Source organism: Pelomonas margarita, assembly GCF_043555875.1.
Lineage (GTDB): Bacteria > Pseudomonadota > Gammaproteobacteria > Burkholderiales > Burkholderiaceae_C > Pelomonas > Pelomonas margarita.
Genome location: NZ_JBIGHW010000014.1, coordinates 57,086 through 81,604 on the forward strand (window position 1 = coordinate 57,086; position 24,519 = coordinate 81,604).

At 68.6% G+C, this 24,519-nt stretch carries 17 protein-coding genes; 15 read left to right on the forward strand and 2 right to left on the reverse strand.

The features are described from left to right. The first annotated feature begins 14 nt into the window (after nucleotides 1–14). From ACG0Z3_RS19980 to ACG0Z3_RS20025, 10 genes are all read left to right on the forward strand, one after another. Nucleotides 15–338, forward strand: coding sequence for an L-rhamnose mutarotase (locus ACG0Z3_RS19980; RefSeq protein WP_268165124.1), 324 nt, complete (start codon nucleotides 15–17; stop codon nucleotides 336–338). After that, nucleotides 302–1,057, forward strand: a complete 756-nt coding sequence (locus ACG0Z3_RS19985; RefSeq protein ID WP_394400869.1) for a DUF6250 domain-containing protein — start codon at nucleotides 302–304, stop codon at nucleotides 1,055–1,057. The genes ACG0Z3_RS19980 and ACG0Z3_RS19985 overlap by 37 nt, the downstream gene beginning before the upstream one ends. Further along, nucleotides 1,057–2,664 (forward strand): alpha-N-arabinofuranosidase, encoded by a 1,608-nt coding sequence (locus ACG0Z3_RS19990; protein WP_394400872.1) that lies wholly within the window; start codon nucleotides 1,057–1,059, stop codon nucleotides 2,662–2,664. Before ACG0Z3_RS19985 ends, ACG0Z3_RS19990 begins: the two co-directional genes overlap by 1 nt. Beyond that, on the forward strand, nucleotides 2,661–4,496 hold the full coding sequence (locus tag ACG0Z3_RS19995; RefSeq protein WP_394400874.1) for a glycoside hydrolase family 2 protein: 1,836 nt from the start codon (nucleotides 2,661–2,663) through the stop codon (nucleotides 4,494–4,496). The genes ACG0Z3_RS19990 and ACG0Z3_RS19995 overlap by 4 nt, the downstream gene beginning before the upstream one ends. 100 nt (nucleotides 4,497–4,596) lie before the next feature. Continuing rightward, nucleotides 4,597–7,320 (forward strand): exo-rhamnogalacturonan lyase family protein, encoded by a 2,724-nt coding sequence (locus ACG0Z3_RS20000; protein WP_394400877.1) that lies wholly within the window; start codon nucleotides 4,597–4,599, stop codon nucleotides 7,318–7,320. After that, nucleotides 7,317–8,732 (forward strand): glycoside hydrolase family 28 protein, encoded by a 1,416-nt coding sequence (locus ACG0Z3_RS20005; RefSeq protein ID WP_394400880.1) that lies wholly within the window; start codon nucleotides 7,317–7,319, stop codon nucleotides 8,730–8,732. Before ACG0Z3_RS20000 ends, ACG0Z3_RS20005 begins: the two co-directional genes overlap by 4 nt. A gap of 83 nt (nucleotides 8,733–8,815) precedes the next feature. Beyond that, the gene (locus ACG0Z3_RS20010) at nucleotides 8,816–11,746 is read left to right on the forward strand and encodes a glycoside hydrolase family 2 protein (protein ID WP_394400883.1); all 2,931 of its coding nucleotides are present in this window, start codon (nucleotides 8,816–8,818) and stop codon (nucleotides 11,744–11,746) included. Further along, nucleotides 11,743–14,115 carry a glycoside hydrolase family 95 protein gene (locus ACG0Z3_RS20015; RefSeq protein ID WP_394400886.1) on the forward strand — a complete coding sequence of 791 codons (2,373 nt, stop codon included), beginning with the start codon at nucleotides 11,743–11,745 and terminating at the stop codon, nucleotides 14,113–14,115. Before ACG0Z3_RS20010 ends, ACG0Z3_RS20015 begins: the two co-directional genes overlap by 4 nt. Nucleotides 14,116–14,120: 5 nt before the next feature. Beyond that, nucleotides 14,121–15,161 (forward strand): glycoside hydrolase family 43 protein, encoded by a 1,041-nt coding sequence (locus tag ACG0Z3_RS20020; protein WP_394400889.1) that lies wholly within the window; start codon nucleotides 14,121–14,123, stop codon nucleotides 15,159–15,161. After that, on the forward strand, nucleotides 15,158–15,928 hold the full coding sequence (locus ACG0Z3_RS20025) for an alpha/beta hydrolase (RefSeq protein ID WP_394400892.1): 771 nt from the start codon (nucleotides 15,158–15,160) through the stop codon (nucleotides 15,926–15,928). The genes ACG0Z3_RS20020 and ACG0Z3_RS20025 overlap by 4 nt, the downstream gene beginning before the upstream one ends. 9 nt (nucleotides 15,929–15,937) lie before the next feature. Here the strand turns inward: ACG0Z3_RS20025 and ACG0Z3_RS20030 are convergent, their stop codons facing one another. After that, entirely contained in the window at nucleotides 15,938–16,519 is a 582-nt protein-coding gene (locus tag ACG0Z3_RS20030) for an excalibur calcium-binding domain-containing protein (protein WP_394400895.1), read from the reverse strand. Between the two features lie 4 nt (nucleotides 16,520–16,523). Here ACG0Z3_RS20030 and ACG0Z3_RS20035 point away from each other — a divergent pair, with 4 nt between their 5' ends. The 5 genes from ACG0Z3_RS20035 to ACG0Z3_RS20055 all read left to right on the forward strand — a co-directional run bounded on the left by ACG0Z3_RS20035 (nucleotide 16,524) and on the right by ACG0Z3_RS20055 (nucleotide 23,865). Next, a complete protein-coding gene (locus ACG0Z3_RS20035) occupies nucleotides 16,524–18,026 on the forward strand; it encodes a pectinesterase family protein (protein ID WP_394400898.1) in 1,503 nt (500 codons plus the stop codon). Continuing rightward, nucleotides 18,026–19,657, forward strand: a complete 1,632-nt coding sequence (locus ACG0Z3_RS20040) for a DUF5060 domain-containing protein (protein WP_394400900.1) — start codon at nucleotides 18,026–18,028, stop codon at nucleotides 19,655–19,657. The genes ACG0Z3_RS20035 and ACG0Z3_RS20040 overlap by 1 nt, the downstream gene beginning before the upstream one ends. 248 nt (nucleotides 19,658–19,905) lie before the next feature. Continuing rightward, nucleotides 19,906–21,180: an AAA family ATPase gene (locus ACG0Z3_RS20045; RefSeq protein WP_394400902.1), complete on the forward strand. Its 1,275-nt coding sequence runs from the start codon at nucleotides 19,906–19,908 to the stop codon at nucleotides 21,178–21,180. A gap of 6 nt (nucleotides 21,181–21,186) precedes the next feature. Further along, nucleotides 21,187–21,930, forward strand: a complete 744-nt coding sequence (locus ACG0Z3_RS20050) for an HNH endonuclease family protein (RefSeq protein ID WP_394400904.1) — start codon at nucleotides 21,187–21,189, stop codon at nucleotides 21,928–21,930. Between the two features lie 192 nt (nucleotides 21,931–22,122). Beyond that, entirely contained in the window at nucleotides 22,123–23,865 is a 1,743-nt protein-coding gene (locus ACG0Z3_RS20055) for a pectate lyase family protein (RefSeq protein ID WP_394400906.1), read from the forward strand. Here ACG0Z3_RS20055 and ACG0Z3_RS20060 read toward each other — a convergent pair. Beyond that, on the reverse strand, nucleotides 23,862–24,518 hold the full coding sequence (locus ACG0Z3_RS20060) for a DUF2306 domain-containing protein (RefSeq protein ID WP_394400909.1): 657 nt from the start codon (nucleotides 24,516–24,518) through the stop codon (nucleotides 23,862–23,864). The two genes, ACG0Z3_RS20055 and ACG0Z3_RS20060, sit on opposite strands and share 4 nt — an antisense overlap. Nucleotide 24,519 lies beyond the last annotated feature (1 nt).

The window sequence follows — 24,519 nt, forward strand, 5'->3', positions numbered from 1 at the left end:
AGGAGACAAACCCCATGAGCGACGAGATTCGCGCCTTCAAGATGCAGCTCAAGCCCGGCGTGGTCGCCGAGTACAAGAAGCGCCACGACGAGCTGTGGCCCGACCTGGCCGAGGCGCTGCGCGGCGCCGGCATCCACGACTACTCCATCTTCCTGGACGAGAGCACGCTGAGCCTGTTCGCCGTGCTCAAGCTCAAGCCCGGCTACCCCATCGCCGAGCTGCCTTTGCAGCCCGTCATGCGCCGCTGGTGGGACTACATGGCCCCGCTGATGGAGGTCGAACCCGACAACAAGCCGCGCCAATGGGATCTGCCGTCCGTCTTCCACTTTGCGGGCTGATCCTCGTCGCGCCGCTGGTTGCAGCGGCGTGGTGCGAGGCCCCCAAGAAGCTGGAGCAAGTCGCCGCTGACGACTTCCATGCCGGCCTCAGCCGCTGGCGGCTGGAGGCCGAGGACACGCGCGCCGTCGTCACCGCCGCGGGCGGTGTGCTGGACATCGCCACACCTGCGGGCCTGAGCTTGTGGTGGCGCGAGCCGCTGTCTGGCGACTACGCCGTGCGCTTCACGGCAGTGGCCCTGCCCGCACCGGCCAGCGCCGGGCCGCACGCGGGCCGCATCTCCGACCTGAACATGTTCTGGAATGCGCTCGAAGCCGACGGCAGCGAGCCCTATCCACGCACCGGCAAGTTCGCTGGCTACGACACGCTGCCCACCTACTACGTGGGCTTCGGCGCTAACGCCAACACCACCACGCGGCTGCGCCACTACACCGGCAGCGAGCGCCGGCTGCTGGCGGGCTTCGCCGACGGTTCAAGCGCCGAGCCCGGCGAACAGCCGATGACGCGCGCGACCCGGTTGCGAACGGCCCAACCGATCAGCATCGAGATTGTTTCGCGTCAACCCACGGCCAGCGACTCCGTTCACCTGCGCTGGCGGGCTGACAGCAACGAACTCTTTACACGCGCCGACGCCAATCCACGCCTGCACGGCCACTTCGCGCTGAGGACAACAGCCAGCCGTTTGCAGATCAGAGATTTCCAAATCCTTCGCTGCCAATGATGAAACATCTGCTCCCCGCCCTCAGCCTCGCGCTCAGTTCCCTGACCCCGATCGCTGCGCAGGCGGTGGAGCCGGTGAAGCTGGACATCCAGGCCGACCAACCTGGCCCCGTCATCGCGCGGCAGATCTACGGCCAGTTCGCCGAGCACCTCGGCAGCGGCATCTACGGCGGCCTGTGGGTAGGCACGGACAGCAAGATCCCCAACGTGCGCGGCTGGCGCAGCGACGTCGTCAACGCGCTGAAGGCCGTCAAGGTGCCGGTGCTGCGCTGGCCCGGCGGCTGCTTCGCCGACGAGTACCACTGGCGCGACGGCATCGGCCCCCAAGCCCAGCGTCCGCCGCGCGTGAACACCAGCTGGGGTGGCGTCATCGAGCCCAACACGGTAGGCACGCACGAATTCATGGACCTGGCCGACCAGCTGGGCACCGAGGTCTACATCAACGCCAACCTGGGCTCCGGCACCGTGCAGGAGATGGCGCAGTGGCTGGAATACCTGACGGCCGAGGGCGACACCGCGCTGGCCCGCGAGCGCCGCGCCAACGGCCGCGACAAGCCCTGGCGCGTGCAGTACTGGGGCATCGGCAACGAAAGCTGGGGCTGTGGCGGCAACATGAAGCCCAGCTACTACGCCGACCTCTACAAGCACTGGGCCACCTTCGCCAAGGCGCCGCGCGGCAACCGCCCCAAGCTCGTCGCCAGCGGCGGCCAGGAGCTGGAGCTGCACTGGACCGAGACGCTCAGTGCCGAGATCAAACAGATGAGCGCCATCACGCACCATCAGTACTCGCTGCCCACGCGTGACTGGAAGAAGAAGGGCGCAGCTGTGGGCTTCCCCGAGGCCGAGTGGATCTCCACGCTGGCCGTGCCCCAGACCATCGACAACTACCTCGCCAAGCACCGCGAGATCCTGGACCGCAACGATCCGGCCAAGAAGTTCGCCATCTACTTCGACGAGTGGGGCAGCTGGTACGACCCCGAGCCCGGCACCGACCCTGGCTTCCTCGTCCAGCGCAACACGCTGCGCGACGCGGTGCTGGCGGCGCTGCACTTCCATGTGTTCCACCGCCATGCTGAGCGCGTGAAGATGGCCAACATGGCCCAGATGGTCAACGTGCTGCAGGCCATGATCGTCACGGACAAGGAACGCATGGTGCTGACGCCGACCTACCACGCGTTCGCGATGCACCTGCCCTTCATGGATGCCACCTCGCTGCCTGTGCAGGTGGCCGGCGTGCCGGAGTACACCTTGGCCAAGCCCGGGCTGCCCAAGGTGCCAGTGCTCACCGGCGTGCCCATCTATAGCCAGGGCGACTACCGCATGCCTGCGCTCAGCGCCAGCGCAGCACGCTCGAGCGACGGCAAGCTCATCCTGAGCCTCGCCAACGTCAACCCGCGCCAGGACCTGCCCGTGCAACTCGCCGTCGGCGGCAAGGGCGTGCGCGCCGTGAGTGGCCAGCTGATGACGGCTGCCGCGATGGACGCCCAGAACTGGTTCGACGCGCCGGACCGCGTCAAGCCCCAGCCCTTCAAGGCCGAAGCGAAGAACGGCACGCTGGCGCTGACGCTGCCGGCCAAGTCGGTGCTGGTCATCGAGGTGCAGCAGTGATCCGCCGCGCCCTCGCGCTGCTGGCGCTGATCGCCTCGCCCGCCTTCGCCGCTGACAACCTGCGCCCGCCGCTGCTCCTGACCGGCCAGCGCGCCGACGTGCAGGACCTCTCCGGCCGCTGGACCTACTCCAAGGACTACTACCGCACCGGCCTCACCGACATCAACGGCTGGGTCGCCAAGAGCCGCATGCAGCGCCACCGTGACGTGGACATCGCGGCCGAGGAGGCCAAGCCCGGCACCGGCTTCTTCGAGTTCGACCTGGACCGCGCGCCTGGCATGCAGATCCCCGGCGCCTGGAACGCCGCCGAGCCCGAGCTGCGCTGGTACGACGGGCTGATCTGGTTCCAGCGGCGCTTTGACGTGAAGCCGCCGCTGGCCGGTGAGCGCAGCTTCCTGCGCTTCGAGGGCGTCAACTACCGCGCCCACGTCTACGTGAACGGCAAGGAAGTCGGCCGGCACGAGGGCGGCTTCACGCCCTTCGTGCTGGAGGTCACCGACGCGCTGCGCGCCAGCGGCAACCGCCTCGTTGTCGGCGTGAACGCCAAGCACGACGCGCAGAGCATCCCCGGCGAGATCACCGACTGGGATCTCTACGGCGGCATCACACGCCCCGTGACGCTGATCCGCGCGCCCGCCACCTTCATCGACGACGCGACGCTGCGCCTCACTGACGCCGGCCGCCTGGTGGGCAGCGTGCAGCTCAACGGCGCACAGGCCGCCGGCCAGGCCGTGAGCCTGCAGATCGCCGCACTGGGCCTGAAGGCGCAGGCGACGACCGGCGCCGACGGCGAGGCGCGCTTTGACCTCCCCGCACCGGCCACGCTGAAGCGCTGGTCGCCGGAGTCGCCGCAGCTGTACGCGGTGCGCTTCGCGGCCGGTACTGACGCCGTGAACGAGCGCATGGGCTTTCGCACGCTGGCCGTCAAGGGCGCTGACATCTTGCTCAATGGCAAGCCCATCACGCTGCGCGGCGTGTCCATCCACGAGGAAGAGCTGGGCGCCAATCCGGCCCGCCGCATGACCGAATCGGCCGCACGCGCGCTGCTGAGCGAGGTGAAGACCGGCTTGAACGGCAACTACGTGCGCCTGTCCCACTACCCGCACAACGAGACCATGCTGCGCGTGGCCGACGAGCTGGGCCTGATCGTCTGGAGCGAGATCCCCGTCTACTGGACCGTGGATTGGGACAACCCCGCCGTGCTGCTGAAGGCCCGCCGCATGCAGGCCGAGACCATCTACCGCGACCGCAACCGCGCAGCACTCGCGCTGTGGAGCGTGGGCAACGAGACGCCGGTGGCCGACAACCGCACGCGCTTCCATGCCGCGCTCGCCGCCACCGTGCGCGCGCTGGACCCCAGCCGCCTCATCAGCGCCGCGCTGCTGGTGGAGCGCGAGGGCGACACGGTGAAGATCGCTGACCCGTTGCTGCCGCATCTGGATGTGATGGCCGTCAACACCTATGCGGGCTGGTATGGCAACGACACGCTGCAAGACCTGGCACGGCTGAAGTGGGCACTGCCGACGGACAAGCCGCTGATCGCCTCCGAGTTCGGCGCCGACGCGCTGGCCGGGCATCACGACGGCAACGCCATGCCGAAGAAGTGGAGCGAAGAATTCCAGGCCGCCTACTACCGCGAGACGCTGAAGATGCTGGCCGGGATTCCCAACCTGCGCGGCCTCTCGCCCTGGGTGCTGAAGGACTTCCAGTCCCCGCGCCGCGAGCACCCCATCTTCCAGAACGGCTGGAACCGCAAGGGGCTGCTCTCCGAGACGGGGCAGCGCAAGCTGGCCTTCGACGTGCTGGCCGAGCACTACCGCAGCCTGAAGTGAAAACCCACCCCGTAGGGCGGGTCGCGACCCGCCGCTGGGTTGAGCAGCACCCCACCACCAAACGGCGGGTCATGACCCGCCCTACACCGTCAAGGTTCCCATGAAGCTGACTCCGTTCTCCCGCCGTGGCTTCCTGCAGACAACGGCCACCGCCTCCCTGGCCTCGTCGCTGCCTGTCTCCCAAGCGGCTACGGCCAACCTGCCCGGAGCGGCCACGCCCGTTGCCGACACCCAGCTGCGCTGGCTGGACGGCCAGGCCCCCGCACGCTTCGAAGGCGCCACCTTCGGCGTGCCCTGGCCGCGCGGTCAGGTGCGCTCGGCCGCTAAGGCGCTGGACTTCAAGCTGGGCACGCACCCGATTCAATCCTGGCCGCTGGCCTACTGGCCCGATGGCTCGCTGAAGTGGACGGCCCACGCGCTCGCCGGCGGCGTACCTGCCGGTGAGCTGAAGCTGGAGAGCGGCAAACCAGCAGCGGGCGGGCTGACCGTCAAACAAACCGCCACGCAGATCATCATCAGCGCCGGTGACCTGAGCTGGACCGTGCCCACAGGCGGCGAGGCGCTGATCGCCGAGGCCACGCGCGCCGGCCGCGTCACGCTGAAGAACATGCGCCTCGTCGCGCTCCGCCAGGATGGCGCCGAGCCCGAGCTGGACGGCAAGACCGCCCGCCAGGCCTTCAGCAGCAAGGTCAACACGGTGACCGTCGAACAGCAGGGCCCCGTGCGCGCCGTCCTCAAGCTGGACGGCACCCACACCAGCAACGGCCGCGACTGGCTGCCCTTCTCCGTACGCCTGTACTTCTACGCCGGCGCCGAGAGCGTGCGCATCGTCCACACCTTCGTCTTCGACGGCGAGCCTGCCAAGGACTTCATCGCCGGCCTGGGCGTGACGGCACAGGTGCCGATGACCAATGCCACCCACGACCGCCACATCCGCTTCTCCGGCGAGGGCGTGGGCGTGTGGGGTGAGGCCGTGCGGCCCATCACGGGCCTGCGCCGCGACCCCGGCAAGGCCTACCGGGACGCGCAGATCGCCGGCCAGGCGCTACCGCCCTTGAGCGGCATGGCCAAGACCGTGCAGGACGGGCTGAAGTGGATTCCAGAATGGAGCGACTTCTCGCTATCGCAGCACGGCGCCGACGGCTTCACGCTGAAAAAGCGCACGGCGCCCGGCCATGCCTGGATCGACAGCAACAGCGGCGGCCGCAGCAAGGGACTGGTCTACGCAGGCGGGGCGGCGGGCGGCGTGGTGCTGGGCTTCAAGGACTTCTGGCAGCGCGCGCCGGTGCGGCTGGACGTGCGCGGCGCGGCCGGTGACATGGCCGACGTGACGGCCTGGCTGTACTCTCCCTCGGCACCGGCGATGGACATGCGCTCCTACCGCTCGGCCGGCGAGATGGACACGCATGCCGAGGAGATCGAAGGCCTCAACATCACGTATGAGGACTACGAGGCCGGCTGGGACACGTCCGTCGGCGTGGCCCGCACCAGCGAGCTGCAGCTGTGGGTGCTGGCTGCCACGCCGTCGCACCAGACGTTCTCCGACATGGCCGAGCAGGTGGCCAACCCGGCACGGCCGGTGCTCACACCGCAGCGCCTGCATGCGGCCGCCGTGTTTGGCGACTGGGACGTGGTGGACACGCGCACGCCGGCACGCAAGCTCATCGAAGACCGCATGACGGTGCAGCTGGACCAGTACCTCAAGGAGATCGAGCAGCACCGCTGGTACGGCTTCTGGCACTACGGCGACGTCATGCACGCCTACGACGCCGACCGCCACATGTGGCGCTACGACATTGGCGGCTACGCCTGGGACAACTCGGAGCTGTCGACCGACCTGTGGCTCTGGTACAGCTATCTGCGCACAGGCCGTGCCGACGTGTTCAAGATGGCCGAGGCCATGACCCGCCACACCGGAGAGGTGGACGTCTATCACCTGGGCCGCTTCAAGGGGTTCGGCACTCGCCATGGCGTGCAGCACTGGTCTGACTCGTCCAAGCAGCCGCGCGTCTCCAACGCCGCCTACCGTCGCATCTACTTCTACCTGACCGCTGATGAGCGCTGCGGCGACCTGATCCGCGAGCTGCTGGAGTCCGACGCCGACATCGACAAGGTCGACATCTCGCGCAAGCTGCCCAAGGACCCCTCGCGCGAGCCGGCACCTGGACAGCCCAACGCGTCCTTCGGCACCACCTGGGGCTCATGGATCGCCGCCTGGTTGACCGAATGGGAGCGCACCGGCGACAAGCGCTGGCGCGACAAGCTGGTCAACGGCATGCAGAGCATCGGTGACCTGAAGCGCCGTTGGTTCGCCGGCGGCGCACCCTACGACGCCAAGACCGGCAAGTTTGCCGGGCCGGGCGACCATGTCTCCATCTCGCACCTGAACGGCGTGTTCGGCGTCATCGAGATGAGTTCCGAGCTGCTGACGCTGGTGGACGTGCCGGCCTACCGCAAGGCCTGGCTGGAGTACTGCCGTTACTACAACGCGCCCCGCACGGAGCTGACCACGCTGCTGGGCAAGGACCCCGGCAAGCTCAACCTGGCCGACACCGGCTCGCGCATGACGGCCTATGCCGCCTTCCACGAGGGTGACCGCGCGCTGGCGCTGCGGGCCTGGCGGGAGTTCTTCTCGTCGAGCGCGCTCAAGGGCGACGGCCGCATCCGGCGCATCGCCGGCGTGAACGTGCTGCGGCCTCTGGACGAGCAGTCGGGCATCAGCACCAACGGCTCGGCGCAATGGGGGCTGGCGGCCATCCAGAACCTGGCGCTGGTGGGCGATTCACTGGACGAGGCGGCCAAGGCGGCCGGTCTGGTGCCATGAAGCTAAGCCGCCGCGCCCTGCTGGCGGCCGGTGCCGCGGCAGCCACCGGCAGCACGCTGGTCGGCTGCGCCGTGCCGGGGGCCCGGCCGCTGGCCACCAAGCGTGTGCCGGTCGGGTCCACGCCCTTCGACATGCCGGCGCTGACGCTGCCGGACTTCACCGGCCGACCGCGCTTCGCGATCACCGATTTCGGCGCCCGCGTCGACAGCCAGGCCGCCACGTCCGCCGCGCTGGCTGCTGCCATTGCCGCCGCGCATGGCGCCGGTGGCGGCACCGTCATCGTGCCGCCCGGTCGCTGGCCCACCGGGCCGGTGCACCTGAAGAGCCGTGTCGAACTGCACCTGCAGCCGGGCGCCACCCTGCGCTTTTCCTCCGACCCGGCCGACTATCTGCCTGCCGTGCAGGCCAGCTGGGAAGGGCTGGAGTGCATGCTGCATTCGCCACTGGTCTACGCCTTCGACTGCGAGGACATCGCCATCACCGGTGCCGGCACGCTGGAAGCCGGCATGGATGTCTGGACGCAGTGGTTCACGCGGCCCAAGTCACACATGGATGCGTTGGTGGCGCTGTACCGCATGTCCGTCGACGGCGTGCCCGCCACCGAGCGGCGCATGACGGACGAGGCCTTCATGCCCGGCGCGCGGCTACGCCCGCCCTTCTTGCACTTCAACCGCTGCAAGCGCGTGCGGCTGGAGGGCGTGAGCATCGTCAACAGTCCGTTCTGGACGGTGCATCCCTTCCTCTGCGAGGACGTGTTGATCCGCGGCATCAGCATCCGCGCCCACGGCCACAACAACGACGGCATCGACCCCGAGATGAGCCAACGCGTGCTGATCGAGGACTGCACGTTCGACCAAGGCGACGACGCCATCTCCGTCAAGTCCGGCCGCGAACGCGACGGCTGGCGGCTGGCCACACCGTCGCGGCACATTGTCGTGCGGCGCTGTCGCGTGCTGAACGGACACCAGCTGATGGCCATCGGCAGCGAGCTGGCGGGTGGCGTGTCGGAGGTGCTGGTGGAGGACTGCGAGGTCGACAACCGCGCCAGCACGCACAAGGTGCAACTGTTCAACCTGCTGTTCGTGAAGACCAACGAGCGCCGCGGCGGGCACGTGCGCAACATCCACCTGCGCCGCGTGAAGGCGCACCGGCTGGTAGGCAGCGTGCTGGACGTGGACATGGACGTGCTCTACCAGTGGCGCACGCTGATGCCAACCCTGGAGAAGCGCCTCACGCCCATCGAGGGCCTGCAGGTGTCGGAGGTCGAGGTGGCCGAGGCCAAGCATGTGAGCCGGCTGCGCGGGGAGGCCGCGCTGCCGGTGCGGGGCGTGACGCTGAAGGGCGTGAAGGTCGAGCGCCTGCTGGCGCAGGCACATGACCATCAGCATGCGGTTGACGTGCGGGTGTCGTGAATCGTTGCGCTTGGATGCGCCCCCATGCCGGGAGTTCGCCCCGGCCTGGGTCTCCCAATAAAACCAAAGCCACGAGACAACCCATGAAGTACCTCCTGCTCATCGCTGCCCTGTTCGCCATGCAAACGGCTGATGCCGCCCGCGAGACCTACAACTTCAACCCCGGCTGGCGCCTGCACGTCGGCGACGCCCCCGGCGCCGAAGCCCCCGCCTTCGACGACAAAGCCTGGAAACCCGTCACCCTCCCCCGCGCCTGGAACGAGGACGACGCCTTCGCCAAGGACATCGTCGACCACAGCACCGGCATCGCCTGGTATCGCAAGCGCTTCACGCTCCCCAGCGACATTGCCAACCGCAAGGTCTTCATCGAGTTCGAGGGTGCAAGACAAGCCGCCGAGGTCTGGGTCAACGGCCAGCGCGTCGGTCTGCACGAGAACGGCGTGACGGCCTTCGGCTTCGACCTGAGCAAGGTCGTGAAACCGGGCGACAACATCATCGCCGTGCGCACCGACAACCGCTGGGACTACCGCGAGCAGGCCACCAACCAGCGCTACCAGTGGGCCGACCGCAACTTCAACGCCAACTACGGCGGCCTGCCCAAGCACCTGCGGCTGCACATCACCGACAAGCTGTACCAGACGCTGCCGCTGTTCTCCAACCTCGGCACCACCGGCGTCTACGTTCACGCGGCGAACTTCGACCACCAGGCGGGCAAGGCGACCATCACCGCCGAGGCGCAGGTGCGCAACGAGAACAGGGCCGCGCAGCGCTTCGGTTTTGACGTGACGCTGCGCGACGCGCAGGGCAAGACTATCGCCACCTTCAAGGCCCCAGCACAAACCGTCGCCGCCGGCGCCACCACCACCGTCTCCGCCAAGGCGCCAGTCAGCGGCCTGCAGTTCTGGAGCTGGGGGCATGGCGCGCTGTACGACGTGCACACCACGCTGACCGTCAACGGCAAACCGACCGACACCGTCGTCACCCGCACCGGCTTTCGCCAGACCGAGTTCGCCAACGGCATGGTCAAGCTCAACGGCCGCGTCATCCAGTTCAAGGGCTATGCACAGCGCACGTCCAACGAGTGGCCGGCCATCGGCCTCTCCGTCCCGGCCTGGCTGAGCGACTACAGCAACGGCCAGATGCTGGCCAGCAACGCCAACCTCGTGCGCTGGATGCACACCGCGCCGTGGAAGCAGGACGTGGATTCTCTGGACCGCGTCGGCCTGATGCAGGCCATGCCGGCGGGCGACTCCGAGGCGGACGTCACCGGCCGGCGCTGGGAGCAGCGCATGGAGGCCATGCGCGACGCCCTCATCTACTTCCGCAACAGCCCCAGCATCGTGATGATTGAGGCCGGCAACCGCGGCGTCAGCGCCGAGCACATGGCCGAGGTCAAGGCCATCCGTGACCGCTACGACCCGCACGGTGGCCGTGCGGCCGGCAGCCGCGAGATGCTGTCCAAGGCGCTGCAGGACGTGGCCGAGTACGGCGGCGAGATGCTCTACATCAACAAGAGCGCGCGCCGCCCGCTGTGGGCCACGGAGTACTCACGCGACGAAGGCGCCCGCAAGTTCTGGGATGAACTCTCCCCGCCCTTCCACAAGAACGGCGACGGCCCGCCGCACAAGGGCCAGCCCGCGCCCAGCTACAACCACAACCAGGACAGCCACGCGCTGGAGAACGTGCGCCGCTGGGTGGATTACTGGCGCGAGCGGCCCGGCACTGGCACGCGCGTGTCGTCCGGTGGCGTCAACATCATCTTCAGCGACAGCAACACCCACCATCGCGGCGCCGAGAACTACCGCCGCAGCGGCGAGGTGGATGCGATGCGCATCCCGAAGGACGGCTTTTTCGCGCATCAGGTGATGTGGGACGGCTGGGTGGACGTGGAGCGACCGCGCGCCCATCTCATTGGCCACTGGAATTACGCGCCCGGCACGGTGAAGACGGTCACGGTGATCTCCAGCGCGGCCCGCGTGCTGCTGACACTGAACGGCAAGCCGCTGGGCGCGGCCGATGCGAGCGAACCCTTCGTCTTCCGCTTCGACGACGTGGCCTTCGAGCCCGGCGAGCTGCGCGCCATCGGCCTGGACAAGGGTGGCCGCAAGGTCTGCGAGGACCTCCGCATCACCGCCGGCACGCCGGCTGCGCTGAAGCTCACCGCGCAGACCCACCCGCAAGGCCTGCAGGCCGACGGTGCCGACCTGGCGCTGGTGCAGGTGGAGGTCGTCGACGCCCAGGGCCGCCGCAACCCCATTGCACTGGACACGGTGACCTTCACGCTGGACGGGCCCGCCGAGTGGCGCGGCGGCATCGCGCAAGGGCCGGGCAACCACGTGCTGGCGCGCGAGCTGCCGGTCGAGGGCGGCGTCAACCGCGTGCTGGTGCGCAGCACCACAGAGGCGGGCGTCGTCCGCCTGAAGGCCGAGGCGCCCGGCCTGGCGCCGGCCCAGCTTGAACTGCCGTCCCGATCGGTGACGGTTCGCAGCGGCCTGTCCACGCGCGCGGCCGATGCGGGCGTGGCGCCGCAGTCCCTGCGCGGCCCCACCCCTGCGACACCGTCGTTCACCGTCAGCCGGGTGGCCGTGCCCGTCACGTCGGCAGCGGCCGCCGGCGGCAACGCAGCCCTGGCATTCGACGACGACGAAACCACCGCGTGGACCAGTGAATCCGGCCAGGGTGCCATCCAGTTCACCCTTGGGCACCCCGCCACGCTGAGCGAGATCACGCTGAAGCTGGGCGGCTGGCGCGAGCGCCAGTACCCGCTGGCCATCCGCGTGGACGGCACGGAAGTCTGGCGCGGCCTGACGCCACGCAGCCTCGGCTACGTCACGTTGCCCCTGAAGGCGCAGCACGGTCAGACGGTCAGCATCGAGCTGACCGGCGACGCCCAGGGCGGCGCCGTCACGGCCAACACCGAGGTGGCCAACCAGAAGATCGTCGACACCGGTGCCAGCCGCCTGGGTCGCGGTGTCTTGTCTATCGTCGAAGCCGAGTTCTACAAGCTGCCATGACCCACATCACTTCGCGTCGCTCCTGGCTCCAGCAACAGCTGATGCAGGCCGGCCTGCTGCGCTTCGGCGCGCCGCTGTTGGCCGCACCGGCTGCGCAAGCGCAGACCGAGACCCCCCAACCGCTGCGCCTCTGGTACCGCCGCCCCGCCGACGAATGGGTGCAGGCGCTGCCGGTAGGCAACGGTCGACTGGGCGCCATGGTGTTCGGCGGCACGCACATGGAGCGGCTGCAACTCAACGAGAACAGCTTCTTCTCCGGCGGCCCCTACGACACCACCAACCCGAAGGCGCGCGAAGGCCTGCCCAAGGTGCGCGAGCTGGTGTTTGCCGGCCGCTACGCCGAGGCCGAAAAGCTGGCCAACGAGACGCTGCTGGGCACGCCCAACCGCCAGATGAGCTACCAGCCGCTGGCTGAGCTGCTGATGGTCTTCCCCGGTCTGGACGGCGTGCGCGACTACGAACGCAGCCTGGACCTGGACGAGGCTGTCGCTACCACGCGTTTTCGTGCTGGCAGCGCGACGTTGACACGCGAGGTCTACGCATCGGCAGCCGACCAGCTCATCGTCGTGCGCCTGTCTGCCGACAAGCCCAAATGGATCACCGCCGACTTCACGCTGACCGCGCCGCACCAGAAGTCCAGTGGCGGTGAAGGCAACCACACCCTGTGGGTGGCCGGCACCAGCCCCACGGTGGGCGGCATCGAAGGCCGGCTGCCATTCGAGTGCCGGCTGCAGGTCATCGCGCGCGGCGGCAAGGTCTCGGCGCGCAACGGCGGCCTGGCCGTGCAAGGGGCCGACGAGGTGTTCATCCTCATCGCCGGCGCCACCGGCTACAAACGCTTCGACGACATCTCCGGCGACCCTGCGGCGCTCAACCAGCAGACATTGGCCGCTGCCGTCGCCCGCGGGCCGCAAGCCATGCGCGACACCCATCGTGACGACCACCAGAAGCTGTTCAAGCGCGTGGCCATCGATCTCGGCAGCGGCCCCAACGGCGCCCTGCCCACCGACGAGCGCATCGCCCGCTTCGCCGAGGGGCGCGACCCCGGCCTGGCCGCGCTTTACCTGCAGTACGGCCGCTACCTGCTGCTGGCCAGCTCGCGCCCGGGCTCGCGCTTCCCGGCCAACCTGCAGGGGCTGTGGAACGAGAAGACCAACCCGTCGTGGGGGTCCAAGTGGACCATCAACATCAACACGGAGATGAACTACTGGCCGGCCGAGCTGTGCAACCTCGGCGAGACCGTGGAGCCGCTGTTCGCGATGGTGGAGGATCTGGCCATCACCGGCGCGGGCGTGGCGCAGAAGATGTTCGGCGCCCCGGGCTGGGTGGCCTTCCACAACACCGACGGCTGGCGCGTGGCCGCACCGACCGACGGCGCCAAGTGGGGCCTGTGGCCCATGGGTGGCGTGTGGTTGGTGAACACGCTGTGGGAGAGCTGGCTGTTCCGGCGTGACCCGGCGCTGCTGCGGCGCCTGTACCCGCTGCTGAAGGGCGCCGCCGAGTTCCAGCTCGCCACACTGGTGAAGGACCCGAAGAGCGGCTTCATGGTCACCAACCCCAGCGTCTCGCCCGAGAACAGCCACCCGCACGGCTCCTCCGTCTGCGCCGGCCCGGCCATGGACAGCCAGTTGCTGCGCGACCTGTTCGCCTACGCCGCCGAGGCCGCGCGCGAGCTACGCACCGACCGGCCCTTCGCCCGCGACTGCCTGGCCATGCGCGACCGCCTGCCGCCCGACCGTGTCGGCCAGGCCGGCCAGTTGCAGGAATGGATGGAGGACTGGGACCTGCAGGCCCCGGAGCTGCAGCACCGCCATGTGTCCCACCTGTATGCGCTGTACCCCTCGACACAGATCACGCCCGAGGACACGCCCGCGCTGGCTGCCGCCGCCCGCAACGTGATGGTGCGCCGCGGTGACGACACCACCGGCTGGGGCATAGGCTGGCGCATCAACCTGTGGGCGCGCCTTCAGGACGGCGAGCAGGCCTACGCGACGCTGAACCGCCTGCTGCACCCCAAGCGCAGCTACCCCAACCTGTTCGACGCGCACCCGCCCTTCCAGATCGACGGCAACTTCGGCGGTGCGGCCGGCATTGCCGAGCTGCTGCTGCAGTCGCACCGGGGGCGCATCAAGCTACTGCCCGCGCTGCCTTCGGCGTGGCCCGGCGGCGCTGTACGAGGCTTGCGCGCGCGCGGTGGCTACGAGCTGGCTTTCGACTGGTGGGGCGGCGAGCTGCAGACACTGAGCATCACCAGCAAGAATGGCGGCAGTACCGAACTGCACTGGCACGGGGGCAAACTGCCCCTGAAACTCGCGGCCGGCCAGACCGCCCGCTTCGAACGCCGCGACGGCCGGCTGCAACGCCTCTGAGACCCATGACCCACGCACTGAACCGACGCCATCTGCTGGCCGCTGCCCTGCTCACGCCTGCCCTGCCCGCGCTCGCGCAGGCGCCCGCCGCGCCCGCCCCGGCCCCCCTGCCCTGGCCCAATCCGTTGTTCACCCAGCGCGCCGACCCGCAGATCCTGCGCCACGACGGCTGGTACTACCTGATGGCCACCGTGCCCGCCTACGACCTGCTGGAACTGCGCCGTGCCCGCAGCATTGCTGGCCTCGCCACGGCCGAAGCCAAGGTCATCTGGCGCAAGCACGACAGCGGCCCCATGAGCCGCCACATCTGGGCGCCTGAGCTGGCCTTCCTGGACGGCCGCTGGTTCATCCACTTCAGCGCCGGTGAAGCGAAGGAGCCCTGGAAGATCCGCCTGTGGACGCTGGAGAACACGTCCGCCGACCCGATGCAAGGCGCGTGGGTGGAGCGTGGCCAGGTCAAGACCGCGTGGGACACGTTCACGCTGGACGCCACCGTCTTCGAACACCGCGGCCAGCGCTACATGGCCTGGGCACAGACCGACCCGGCCAAGAAGAACCACAGCACCGACATCTTCATCTCGCGCATGAAGAGCCCTACCGAGCTCGAAGGGCCACAGGTGCGCCTGACCCAGCCCGAATATGCATGGGAGAAGGTACGCCACCAGGTCAACGAGGCGCCGGCCGTGCTGGTTCGCGGCGGCCGCGTGTTCATGACCTACTCCGCCGCCGGCACAGGCGCCGAGTACTGCCTGGGCCTGCTCTGGGCCGACGCGAACGCCGACCTGATGAACCCGGCGAGCTGGCACAAGTCGCCCGGCCCGGTGTTCGCCACCAGCGACGAGAACAGCCAGTACGGCCCCGGCCACAACAGCTTCCTCGTCGAGCCCGACGGCACGGTGCTCAATGTCTTCCACGCCCGCAACTACCGCGACGTGAAGGGCGACCCGCTGAAGGACACCGGCCGCGCCACCCGCGTGCAGCCGCTCGCGTTCACGGCTGATGGCATGCCCGACTTCGGCCAGCCGCTGAAGGAGACGCAGCGATGAGCGCCGTGATCGCCCTGACCGACGGCATCCCCAATACCTTCGACGGCAGCTCGCCGGACCGCATCTGCCGCCGCCCCACGCGCGCCGAGCTGCACGCCTACCCGTCCCCCACACCACCGCGGGGCCGCGCCCTGGTCTACGCCGGTGGCGGCTACCTGCAGCTGATGCACGACAAGGAAGGCGTGGAGGTCGCGCAGTGGCTGAACACGCTGGGGCTGGACGCCTACGTGCTGGTGCACCGCCTGCCCGGCCAGGACGGCCACCCCTTCGACGTCGCGCTGCAGGACGGCCTGCGCGCGCTGGACGTGCTGGCCGCGCTGCCGCCGCTGCCGCTGCTGCACGTGGGCCTGTCCTCCGGCGGCCACCTGGCCGGCGTGATGGCTTGCCAGCGTGACAGTGCCGGCGCCGTCATTGCCTACGCGCCGCTGAACGCCAACCACCGCGACCACAAGTTCCCGCCAGGCAAGCCCGACTTCCCGCCGCCCGAGAAGCAGGCCTTCTACGACGCCTGGCCCATCGGCATCGCCACCGAGCCTCACGGTCTGCCCAGATGCCCGGTATTCCTGGCCTATGCGCTGCACGACGCAGTAGTGCCGGTGCAACACGCGCTCAACCTCATCGTCGCGGCGCAGCAGCACCAACTGGATGTGGAGGCGCACGTCTTCCCGCAAGCCGAACACGGCTTCGCGCTGCGCGGGCTGGACGGCACGCAGGATCAGTGGCCGGGGCTGGTGGCGCGATGGATGCAGCGCCTGCTGGCAGTCTGAGCAACGACCTCAGCGGCCGAGCGAACCCGTGCACAACTGCTGCTCGCAAGGTACGCCGTCGTGATTGCCGTCCATCTGCGTTCCGGGGCAGTGGTTGATGAACCACGTTGCCTCGGCGCAGGATTTCATCTGCGAGCAGTGGGTGCGCCCATCGCAACGAAAGCCCGCATCCGCAGCGGCCGCCGGTTGGGGCGCCACGCTGGCGAGTTGGTCTTCCAGGTGACGGCGGTGGCTCTGAGCCTCGAACCAGCGATAGCCCCAGGCACCAACCCCGGCCAGCACTGCCAGCCCCAGCACGCCGGACAGCAGCGTGGACAGCCGCCCACTGGAACCACCTCGTGGCCGCCCCCCCAGGCGCCGCGCCGGCGGCGGCGGCGTGCCGACCGCCAGCCGAACCACACGGACAGCGCGCGGACGCCCGTCCTCGCCGCGACCCAACTCGTAGCGCAGCGTCTCACCGACCACCGGCCGACTGCCATCACGCGGCAAGTCACCAATGTGGACAAAGATCTCTGCACCGCCCTGGCTGGGTGCGATGAAGCCGAACCCCTTGTCGTCGTGCCAGGTCCGTAACTTTCCAATCAAAGGCATTGTCTTGAGTCTCCCTGTCCAGACGAACTATGCCCGTGGCGGCGGTGTCCAGCGCCAGACACAGACCGCTGTGTTGATGATGCTGATCGGTCTGTGCCTCGTGCTAACGATGGGCAGCGCAATCGCCGGCGCGGCGACCCTGGGCATCACGCCGGCACCGCAGTCCAACAACGTCAGCCCCGACACCCCGCTGCGCATCCGCTTTGACAGGCCGCCCGCGCTGGGCACGGCCGGTCTGATCCGCATCCACGACGCTGACAGTGGCGCGCTGGTGGACACGCTGGACCTGGCCATCCCGGCCTCGCCCAACCGCCGCATGACGCCTGCCGAGGCCACCGCCGACGCGGCCGTGAACCGCTACCAGTCCACGCGCATTGCCGGACGCGACTGGCACTTCCGGCCGGTCATCGTGCGCGGCCACGTGGCGACGATCACGCCGCACCACGGCGTGCTGACCTACGGCCGGCGCTATCGCGTGACGGTCGATGCCGGCGTCCTGCACGCCGAGCCCATCACCTGGGTCTTCGCCACACGCGCCGCGGCGCCGGCGGCGGACAGCACCCGCCTCGTCGTCGCAGCCGATGGCAGCGGCGACTTCGCCACCGTGCAGGGCGCCGTCGACTTCGTGCCCGACAAGCCGGCAACGCGCACGACGATCTTCATCCGCAACGGTGACTACGAAGAGATCGTGTCGCTCAACGCCAAACGGGACCTCACGCTGCGGGGCGAAAGCCGCGACGGCGTCGTCGTGCACTATGCCAACAGCAGTGCGTTCAACCCGGGCGGGCGTGCGCGATGGGCGTTTTCCATCGTCGACGGGCAGGATCTCCAGCTGTCCGGCTTCACGATCAACAACACCGCCATCGGCCAGGCCGAAGCGCTGATGACGCGCGGCGAGCGCATCGTGCTGAGCGACATGACGCTCAACGGCAGCGGCGACGCGCTGACCACCTACGGCACGCTGTACGTGCAGGACAGCAAGCTCACCGGCCACGGCGACACCATCCTCGGCTACGCGGCGGCCTACTTCCTGCGCACCGAGCTGGTCTCCATCGGCCCCTTCAGCTGGACGCGCACGCCGGCTGGCCAGCATGGCAACGTGTTCGTGGACTGCACGTTCAGGGCCAGCGATGCGCCGCCGCCCTGGACTGCGGCCGCGTCGGCCCCGGTGGCCAACCCGGCGGCGGTGTTCGCCCGCCTGCCGCGCAACAACTCGGCCACGCGCACGGCCACCAACTTCCCGCATGCCGAGATGGTGCTCATCGACTCGCGGCTGCAGGGCATCGCACCCGAGGGCTGGGGCCCGGTGGAAGAGGCGCCCGGCTTCGACAGCTCACAGGTGCGCTTCCTCGAGTTCAACTCGCGCGACCTGCAGGGTCGGCCCGTGGACGTGAGCCGGCGCCACCCGGTGTCGCGCCAGCTGACGATGGACAGAGACGCCGAGACGATTGCCAACTACCGCCGCCCCGCCTTCGTGCTGGGCGGCTGGACCCCGAAGGTGGAGTGATGACGCGACTGCTGCAGACCCTGGGCCTGATCTGGCTGGCCCTGTGCACCGCCCTGGCCGCGGCCGAGCCCGCTGGCACCGAGCGCATCGAGAGCACCGAACAATGGGGAATGCACGAGATCGCGCTGAAAGGCCCGGCCGATGGCAACCCGTTCACCGAAGTGCAGCTCAGCGCCCGCTTCAGCAACGGCAAGCAGACCCTGGACGTGGACGGCTTCTACGACGGTGAAGGCGTCTACCGCGTGCGCTTCATGCCGCCGCACGCCGGCCGCTGGACCTGGGTGACGCACAGCAACCGCTGGCCACTGACCAACAAGCAGGGCGCGTTCACCGCCACGCCACCCAGGCCGGGCAACCATGGCCCGGTGGGCGTGCGCCACCAACACCACTTCGGCTACGCGGACGGCACGCCCTACAAGCCCGTGGGCACCACCATGTACAGCTGGGCCCACCGCGGCGATGCGATGGAGGCGCAGACGCTGAAGGCCCTGGCCGCTGCGCCCTTCAACAAGGTGCGCATGCTGGTGTTCCCCCAGACGGCCGGCATAGAGCGGCATCCGCCGATGTTCTGGCCCTTCGCGAGCCGCAGCGGCACGCCGCCATCCGACCCGGACTACACGCGCTTCAACCCCGCCTTCTTCCGCCACCTGGAGCAACGCGTGGGCCAGCTGCGCGAGCTCGGCATCGAGGCCGACCTCATCCTGCTGCACCCCTACGACGACAAGCGCGCTTGGGGGCTGGACACGATGACGCGCGAGCAGGACGAGCGCTATGTGCGCTACCTCGTCGCGCGGCTGGCGGCCTACCGCAACGTGTGGTGGTCACTGGCCAACGAGTTCGATTTCGTGCGCACCAAGACCGATGCCGACTGGCGGCACCTGGGCGAGCTGCTGCAGCGCATCGACCCCTACGGCCACCTGCGCTCCATCCACAACGGCAAGCGCCTCTACAACCAGACCGAGGACTGGATCACCCACGTCAGCCTGCAGCACGGCATGGCCGCGGCCGAGGCAAGCCGTGCCGTGCTGTTCCGCGAGGCCTGGCGCAAGCCGGTGGTCTTCGACGAGCTGAAGTACGAAGGCCGGCACGACCGCCGGTGGGCGCAGCTGACTGGCCGGCAGATGGTGCATGCCTTCTGGGCCACAACCATCGCCGGCAGCTATGGCGGCCACAGCGAGTTCATCCCGGATGCAGACGGCCTGATCTGGCTGGCGCAAGGCGTGGCGCTGCGCGGCGAGAGCCCGCCGCGGCTGGCCTTCCTGAAGCAAATCCTCGACGCGGCGCCGGCCGAAGGCATCGACCCCATCGACACCTTCGAGGACCTCACCATCGCCGGCCAGCCCGGGCGCTACTACCTCGTCTACTTCGGCCAGCAGGCGCCCAGCGAATGGGCGCCCAAGCTCTACCTGACCGGCCTGCGCGACGGCCAGCGCTTCAAGGCGGAGATCATCGACACCTGGGCGATGACGGTCACGCCGGTGAAGGAAGCCTTGCAGTTCAGGCCGCAGGGCCGCTACGACTTCGTCGCCAGCACACCCATCAAGCTGCCCGGCAAGCCCGGCATCGCCTTGCGCCTGACCGCGCTGGACACACCCGCCGGCCTCGGCGCCCGACCCGCCCAAGACGACTGATACCCGGCTGCCACCTGACGCTCTCAAAGGCTGCATCGACTGCCCGGTGGCTCGCAATGCTTTGGCACTGCGAACCGGGGCTTGCTTGGACGAAGCGCTTGCCTTCCGTCGCTTGATGGCGCCCTAAGATCAGTTCGACGGGTCGCAGTCAAGCCGCTGCGCCGGCCCAGCGAAAATTACGCGGCCGCGACCGACCAACGTCCGAGACGTCGCCCTCCGCTCCTTCCGATCCTGCAAAGGCACACCGCATGTATATCGACAAAATCAAGCTGCACAACCTCAAAGGTTTCGAGCGCTTGGATTTCGATCTTGCGCGCCCTGATGGCACCTATGCCGGCTGGACGGTTTTCACCGGTGACAACGGCGCAGGCAAGAGCACGCTGCTCAAGGCAGTGGCCCTGGGCCTCGTGGGGCGCGAGGTCGCGCGCTCCCTGCAGCCGAATCTGCAGCGCTGGGTGAGAGAAGGGCAGGCCGAGGGCTGCATCACGCTGACGCTGCAGCCCCAGCAGGGGATCGACGAGTACCTAAAAAAGGGGGGGACTTCCTACAAGAAGTTCGATGCTGCGCTGAGCTTGAAGGCACTGGGCGACCACGTTGTCCTTGAAGACGGGCAGAAGACCTCGCCGGCCGCGCGCGGCCCCTGGTCGGGGCAGGCCTCGGGCTGGTTCTCATGCGGCTATGGCCCGTTCCGCCGTGTGTTTGGGGCGTCCTCAGACGCCACCGAGCTGATGGTGGCGCCCATCACCGAGCGCTACGTCACCATGTTTCAGGAGGCCGCGTCGCTGCTGGCCGTCGACAGGTGGTTACGCGATCTCAGTCACAAAAAGCTGGAAAAGCGCGAAGCCGAAACACGGCTGCTGTCCCTCATCATCGACGTGCTTCAGGACGATCTGATGCCCAACCAGATCACGGTGGACGCCGTAGATTCAGGCGGCCTGTGGCTGCGGGATCGCAACGGATTGCGCCTGGCCTGGCCCGATATGAGCGACGGCTATCGATCGGCCCTGGCCTTGCTGGTTGACATTCTGCGACACCTCGTCAAGACCTATGGCTTCGACGGGCTGACCGAACATGATGCGCAAGGAAGGCTGACCGTTGCACGGAGCGGCGTGGTGATGATCGACGAGATCGATGCCCATCTTCACCCGGAGTGGCAACAGAAGATCGGCTTCTGGCTCAAGCGGCACTTTCCGAATATCCAGTTCCTGGTCACCACACACAGCCCGATCATCTGCCAGGCCGCAGATCCGAACGGCTTGTTCGTGCTGCCCGAGCCTGGCAGCAGTGATGCTGCCCGCGCACTGACCAAGGCCGAATACCAGCAGATCATTGCCGCCAGACCGGACGAGATCCTGCGAACACCAGCCTTTGGCCTACAGAACACCCGCTCGCCCAAGGCGGTCGCTGCACGCGCCCAGTACAGCGCGCTGAAGGCCAAACAGAATGCCGGCGCCTCGCTCACCCGCGAAGAGCAGGCCGAGTTCAGCCAGTTGAAACTCTTCGTGACGCCCGAGGAAAAGTGACCGGCCATGCGACGTGTTCAACGCCCCGCGGCCCCCGCCCGCCTCAAGACCTATCTGAGCAAGAAGGAAGCAGTCGTGAAGGCGGCTCAGCAGGCCGGGCGTCTGGACATCGAGAAAACCTGGAAGTCAGCGCGGCAGACCAAATTGCTTGGGACTACCGCATTGAAGCTGCTTCAAGGCGCCATGGGCCAGCGCGAGCGCTGCATGTACTGCCTGGATGCCCACGGCACGGATATCGAGCACTTCTGGCCGAAAGCGCGCTACCCCGCTCGCGCGTTCATCTGGGCCAACTGGCTGCTGTGCTGCACCGAGTGCGGGCGCATCAAGGGCAGCAAATTTCCCCTTGCAGGCAGCGGCCGCCCTCTGCTGGTCAATCCCTGCGCCGAGGATCCCTGGCAACACCTCGATTTCGACGCTGACACGGGCAATCTGATGGCGCGCTACGACAACGCGAGCGGCGCTCCCAGCCCGAAGGGTTTGGCGACCGTCCAGGCGCTTGAACTCGATCAGCGCGAAGCGCTATCTGAAGGGTATCGACGTACCCACAGACGACTGACAGACGTTGTTGAGAACGCGCTCCGGGGGAATCCCGTTGATGGTGCAGCCCTTCTTGCCAAGCTGCTGGAGCTTGATGATCACGGCCTGCTGCCTTGGTGTTTTCATTGGGCGGGGCAGAACGAGCCGACGTTTGTCCGCCTGAAGGTCGATCATCAGGCCGCCTGGCATGTATGCGCCGCTGGGGTGTCGTAGCCACGATCGAGACGGTATTGCCTTGTCGGCGTCGTTGACGCATCTGCCGCCAACTGCCTGCCAAAGCCCTGTCAACCCACAGCCAACAGCATCACCATGCGCAAGATCGCGTCCTTTACCCCAACCGCCGCCGCCTTGCTGCTTGCCGCCTGCGCGAACGCCCCGACCACACCCTCACCATTGCCCTCTGCCTTGCCCGCCTTCCCCGGCGCCGAAGGCGAAGGCGCTGTTTCTCAGGGCGGCCGCGGCGGCCGGGCGATCTACGTGACGACGCTGGCCGACGACGGCCCAGGCTCCCTGCGTGCCGCCGTCGAAGCTGGCGGCCCGCGCACCGTCGTGTTCGCCGTGTCCGGCACCATCGCGCTTAAAAAACCGCTGCGCATCACCGAAGGCCGCATCACCATCGCCGGCCAGACCGCGCCGGGCGACGGCATCACGCTGCGCGACCACCCGCTGATGATCGACGCGGACGATGTCGTCGTGCGCTTCATCCGCTCGCGGCTGGGTGACGAGGCCAACGCGGACGATGACGCGATCAGCGTCGGCTCGGGCCAGCGCATCATCCTGGATCATGTGTCCACCAGTTGGTCCAGCGACGAGTCGCTGTCGGTCTCGGTCGCGCGGTCGGACCTGGGCCGGCCGGCCTACCAGCACGTCACCGTGCAGTGGAGCCTGATCGGCGAATCGCTGAACTGCAACACCGCAAAGAAGGGCGCCTGCCACGGCTTCGGCAGCCTGCTGCGCGGCGCACACGGCACGCGGCTGTCCATGCACCACAACCTCTGGGCCCACCACCAGGACCGCATGCCCCGCCCGGGCAACTACCTCACGCCGGACAAGGACAAGCTGGGCGGCTTCTACGACCTGCGCGCCAACGTCTTCTACAACTGGGGCACCGAGCGCTCGGGCTACAACCTGGACCGCCATGGCGAGCGCGCCAGCTACAACTTCGTCGGCAATGTCTACCTGCGCGGGCCCAGCTCCAAAGGTGCATTCGCGTTCGAGGAGAGCAACCCCGGCGCCCGCGCCTTCTTCGCGTGGAACAGCATGGACGGCCAGTTGCCAGCCGACCCGTGGGCGCTGGTGCGCGCCCACAAGGGCCACCTGCCCGCCGGCCTGCCGCTGGGCTACCAGCAGCCGGGCCCGTTCCGCCTGGCGCCGGTCACCGTCGAGGCCCCCAACCGGACGCTGGCCCGCGTGCTGGACGGCGTGGGCGCCTCGCTGGTGCGTGACGCGGTGGACCTGCGCATCATCGAAGACGTGCGCCAGCGCCGCGGCAAGCTCATCAACAGCCAGACCGAGGTGGGCGGCTGGCCGGTGCTGCAGAGCCGGCCCGCACCGCTGGACAGCGACGGCGACGGCATGCCGGATGCGTGGGAGACAAAGCAAGGCCTGAACCCGCGCGACGCGTCGGACGCCGCACACGTGGACCCCGCCACCGGCTACACGCAGCTGGAGCGCTATCTGAACGGCCTGGTGGCCCACCTGCCCGGCGCCACGGCGGCCGAGCCGCGGCCCGACCTGTCCTTCGTGGCGCAGGAGCCTTTCCGCAAGGCCAAGCAGGCGCTGGACACCTCGTCCATCACGACGGCCCATGAGGCCCGCGTGATCGGCGAAGCCATCACGCCCATCATGCGGTTGCTGGTGGCCGGCAGCTACGTGGATCTGCCGAACAGCGTCAGCCGCGAGGTGCTGACCGAGCACGGCCGCAGCGTGCTGCGCCAGTTGCCAATGAGCAGGCAGAGCCAACGGCTGGGCGTTGCACGCGTTGGCGGCTGGCAGGTCTGCGGCGACGACCGGCTGTCGTTCACGGCCATCCACCACGACCTGTTCCGGCAGAACCCGCAGGCACAAAGCTATCTGTTCAGGAAGGTGGATGGCGCCTGGCGCTTCGACGACCACACGCTGATCGGCGTGGACGAGACCTGCCGCTAGGCGTCGATACGGGTCTCGGCCCAGGCCTCGCCCGTGCGCGCGCCAGGCGCGGGACGGCGCAACCACCACTCCAGCCACAGCGCCTGCGGCAGCCACGACGTCCAGGCCAGGGCCGTGTAGTAGGCCTCGATGGGCAGGCCAGCCAAGTTGCCCGCCACGATCTGCAGCCGCAGCGTGATGCCGCCAGCCGTCAGCACGAAGCTGCGCAGCATCCAGCGCCGGTGCTCGGCCATGTGACGTGCGCGGATGTGAATCAGTGCGACGGTCGTGCTCGCCAGCCACAACAGGCCCAGCAACCCGAAACCCAACTGAGCGATAGGCCCACCGTCAGACTGCAGGGCCAGTGGCAGCGCCGCCAGCCCGCCCAGCAGCACGCTGGCTGCATAGCCCCATCCCAGCGCCCGGTGCAGTGCCGGCCGGCGCGCCCGCAGACGGGCCGAGAACTGCCAGGGCCCCAGCATCAGCGCCAGGCCGCCGGCCACCGCATGCAGCACCAGCAACTCGCGCTGCAGCGTCAGATTGGGCAGCGGCGGCGCGAACGGCTGGCCCGGCAGCGCATAGCGCAGCGCCATCACGCCGGTGAGCACGGACAGCACCAGCAGCAGCGCGTAGGCGGCCAGGCGGACGGGACGAGCAGGTGAGGAGGTCTTCATG

Bases quoted from the DNA above. Each gene is read 5' to 3' on its own strand.
- ACG0Z3_RS20045 (WP_394400902.1), top strand. From the start codon at position 19,906: ATGTATATCGACAAAATCAAGCTGCACAACCTCAAAGGTTTCGAGCGC.
- ACG0Z3_RS20000 (WP_394400877.1), top strand. From the start codon at position 4,597: ATGAAGCTGACTCCGTTCTCCCGCCGTGGCTTCCTGCAGACAACGGCC.
- ACG0Z3_RS20005 (WP_394400880.1), top strand. From the start codon at position 7,317: ATGAAGCTAAGCCGCCGCGCCCTGCTGGCGGCCGGTGCCGCGGCAGCC.
- ACG0Z3_RS19990 (WP_394400872.1), top strand. From the start codon at position 1,057: ATGAAACATCTGCTCCCCGCCCTCAGCCTCGCGCTCAGTTCCCTGACC.
- ACG0Z3_RS20060 (WP_394400909.1), bottom strand. From the start codon at position 24,518: ATGAAGACCTCCTCACCTGCTCGTCCCGTCCGCCTGGCCGCCTACGCG.
- ACG0Z3_RS20040 (WP_394400900.1), top strand. From the start codon at position 18,026: ATGACGCGACTGCTGCAGACCCTGGGCCTGATCTGGCTGGCCCTGTGC.
- ACG0Z3_RS20020 (WP_394400889.1), top strand. From the start codon at position 14,121: ATGACCCACGCACTGAACCGACGCCATCTGCTGGCCGCTGCCCTGCTC.
- ACG0Z3_RS19985 (WP_394400869.1), top strand. From the start codon at position 302: ATGGGATCTGCCGTCCGTCTTCCACTTTGCGGGCTGATCCTCGTCGCG.
- ACG0Z3_RS20010 (WP_394400883.1), top strand. From the start codon at position 8,816: ATGAAGTACCTCCTGCTCATCGCTGCCCTGTTCGCCATGCAAACGGCT.
- ACG0Z3_RS20025 (WP_394400892.1), top strand. From the start codon at position 15,158: ATGAGCGCCGTGATCGCCCTGACCGACGGCATCCCCAATACCTTCGAC.
- ACG0Z3_RS20050 (WP_394400904.1), top strand. From the start codon at position 21,187: ATGCGACGTGTTCAACGCCCCGCGGCCCCCGCCCGCCTCAAGACCTAT.
- ACG0Z3_RS20030 (WP_394400895.1), bottom strand. From the start codon at position 16,519: ATGCCTTTGATTGGAAAGTTACGGACCTGGCACGACGACAAGGGGTTC.
- ACG0Z3_RS19980 (WP_268165124.1), top strand. From the start codon at position 15: ATGAGCGACGAGATTCGCGCCTTCAAGATGCAGCTCAAGCCCGGCGTG.
- ACG0Z3_RS20015 (WP_394400886.1), top strand. From the start codon at position 11,743: ATGACCCACATCACTTCGCGTCGCTCCTGGCTCCAGCAACAGCTGATG.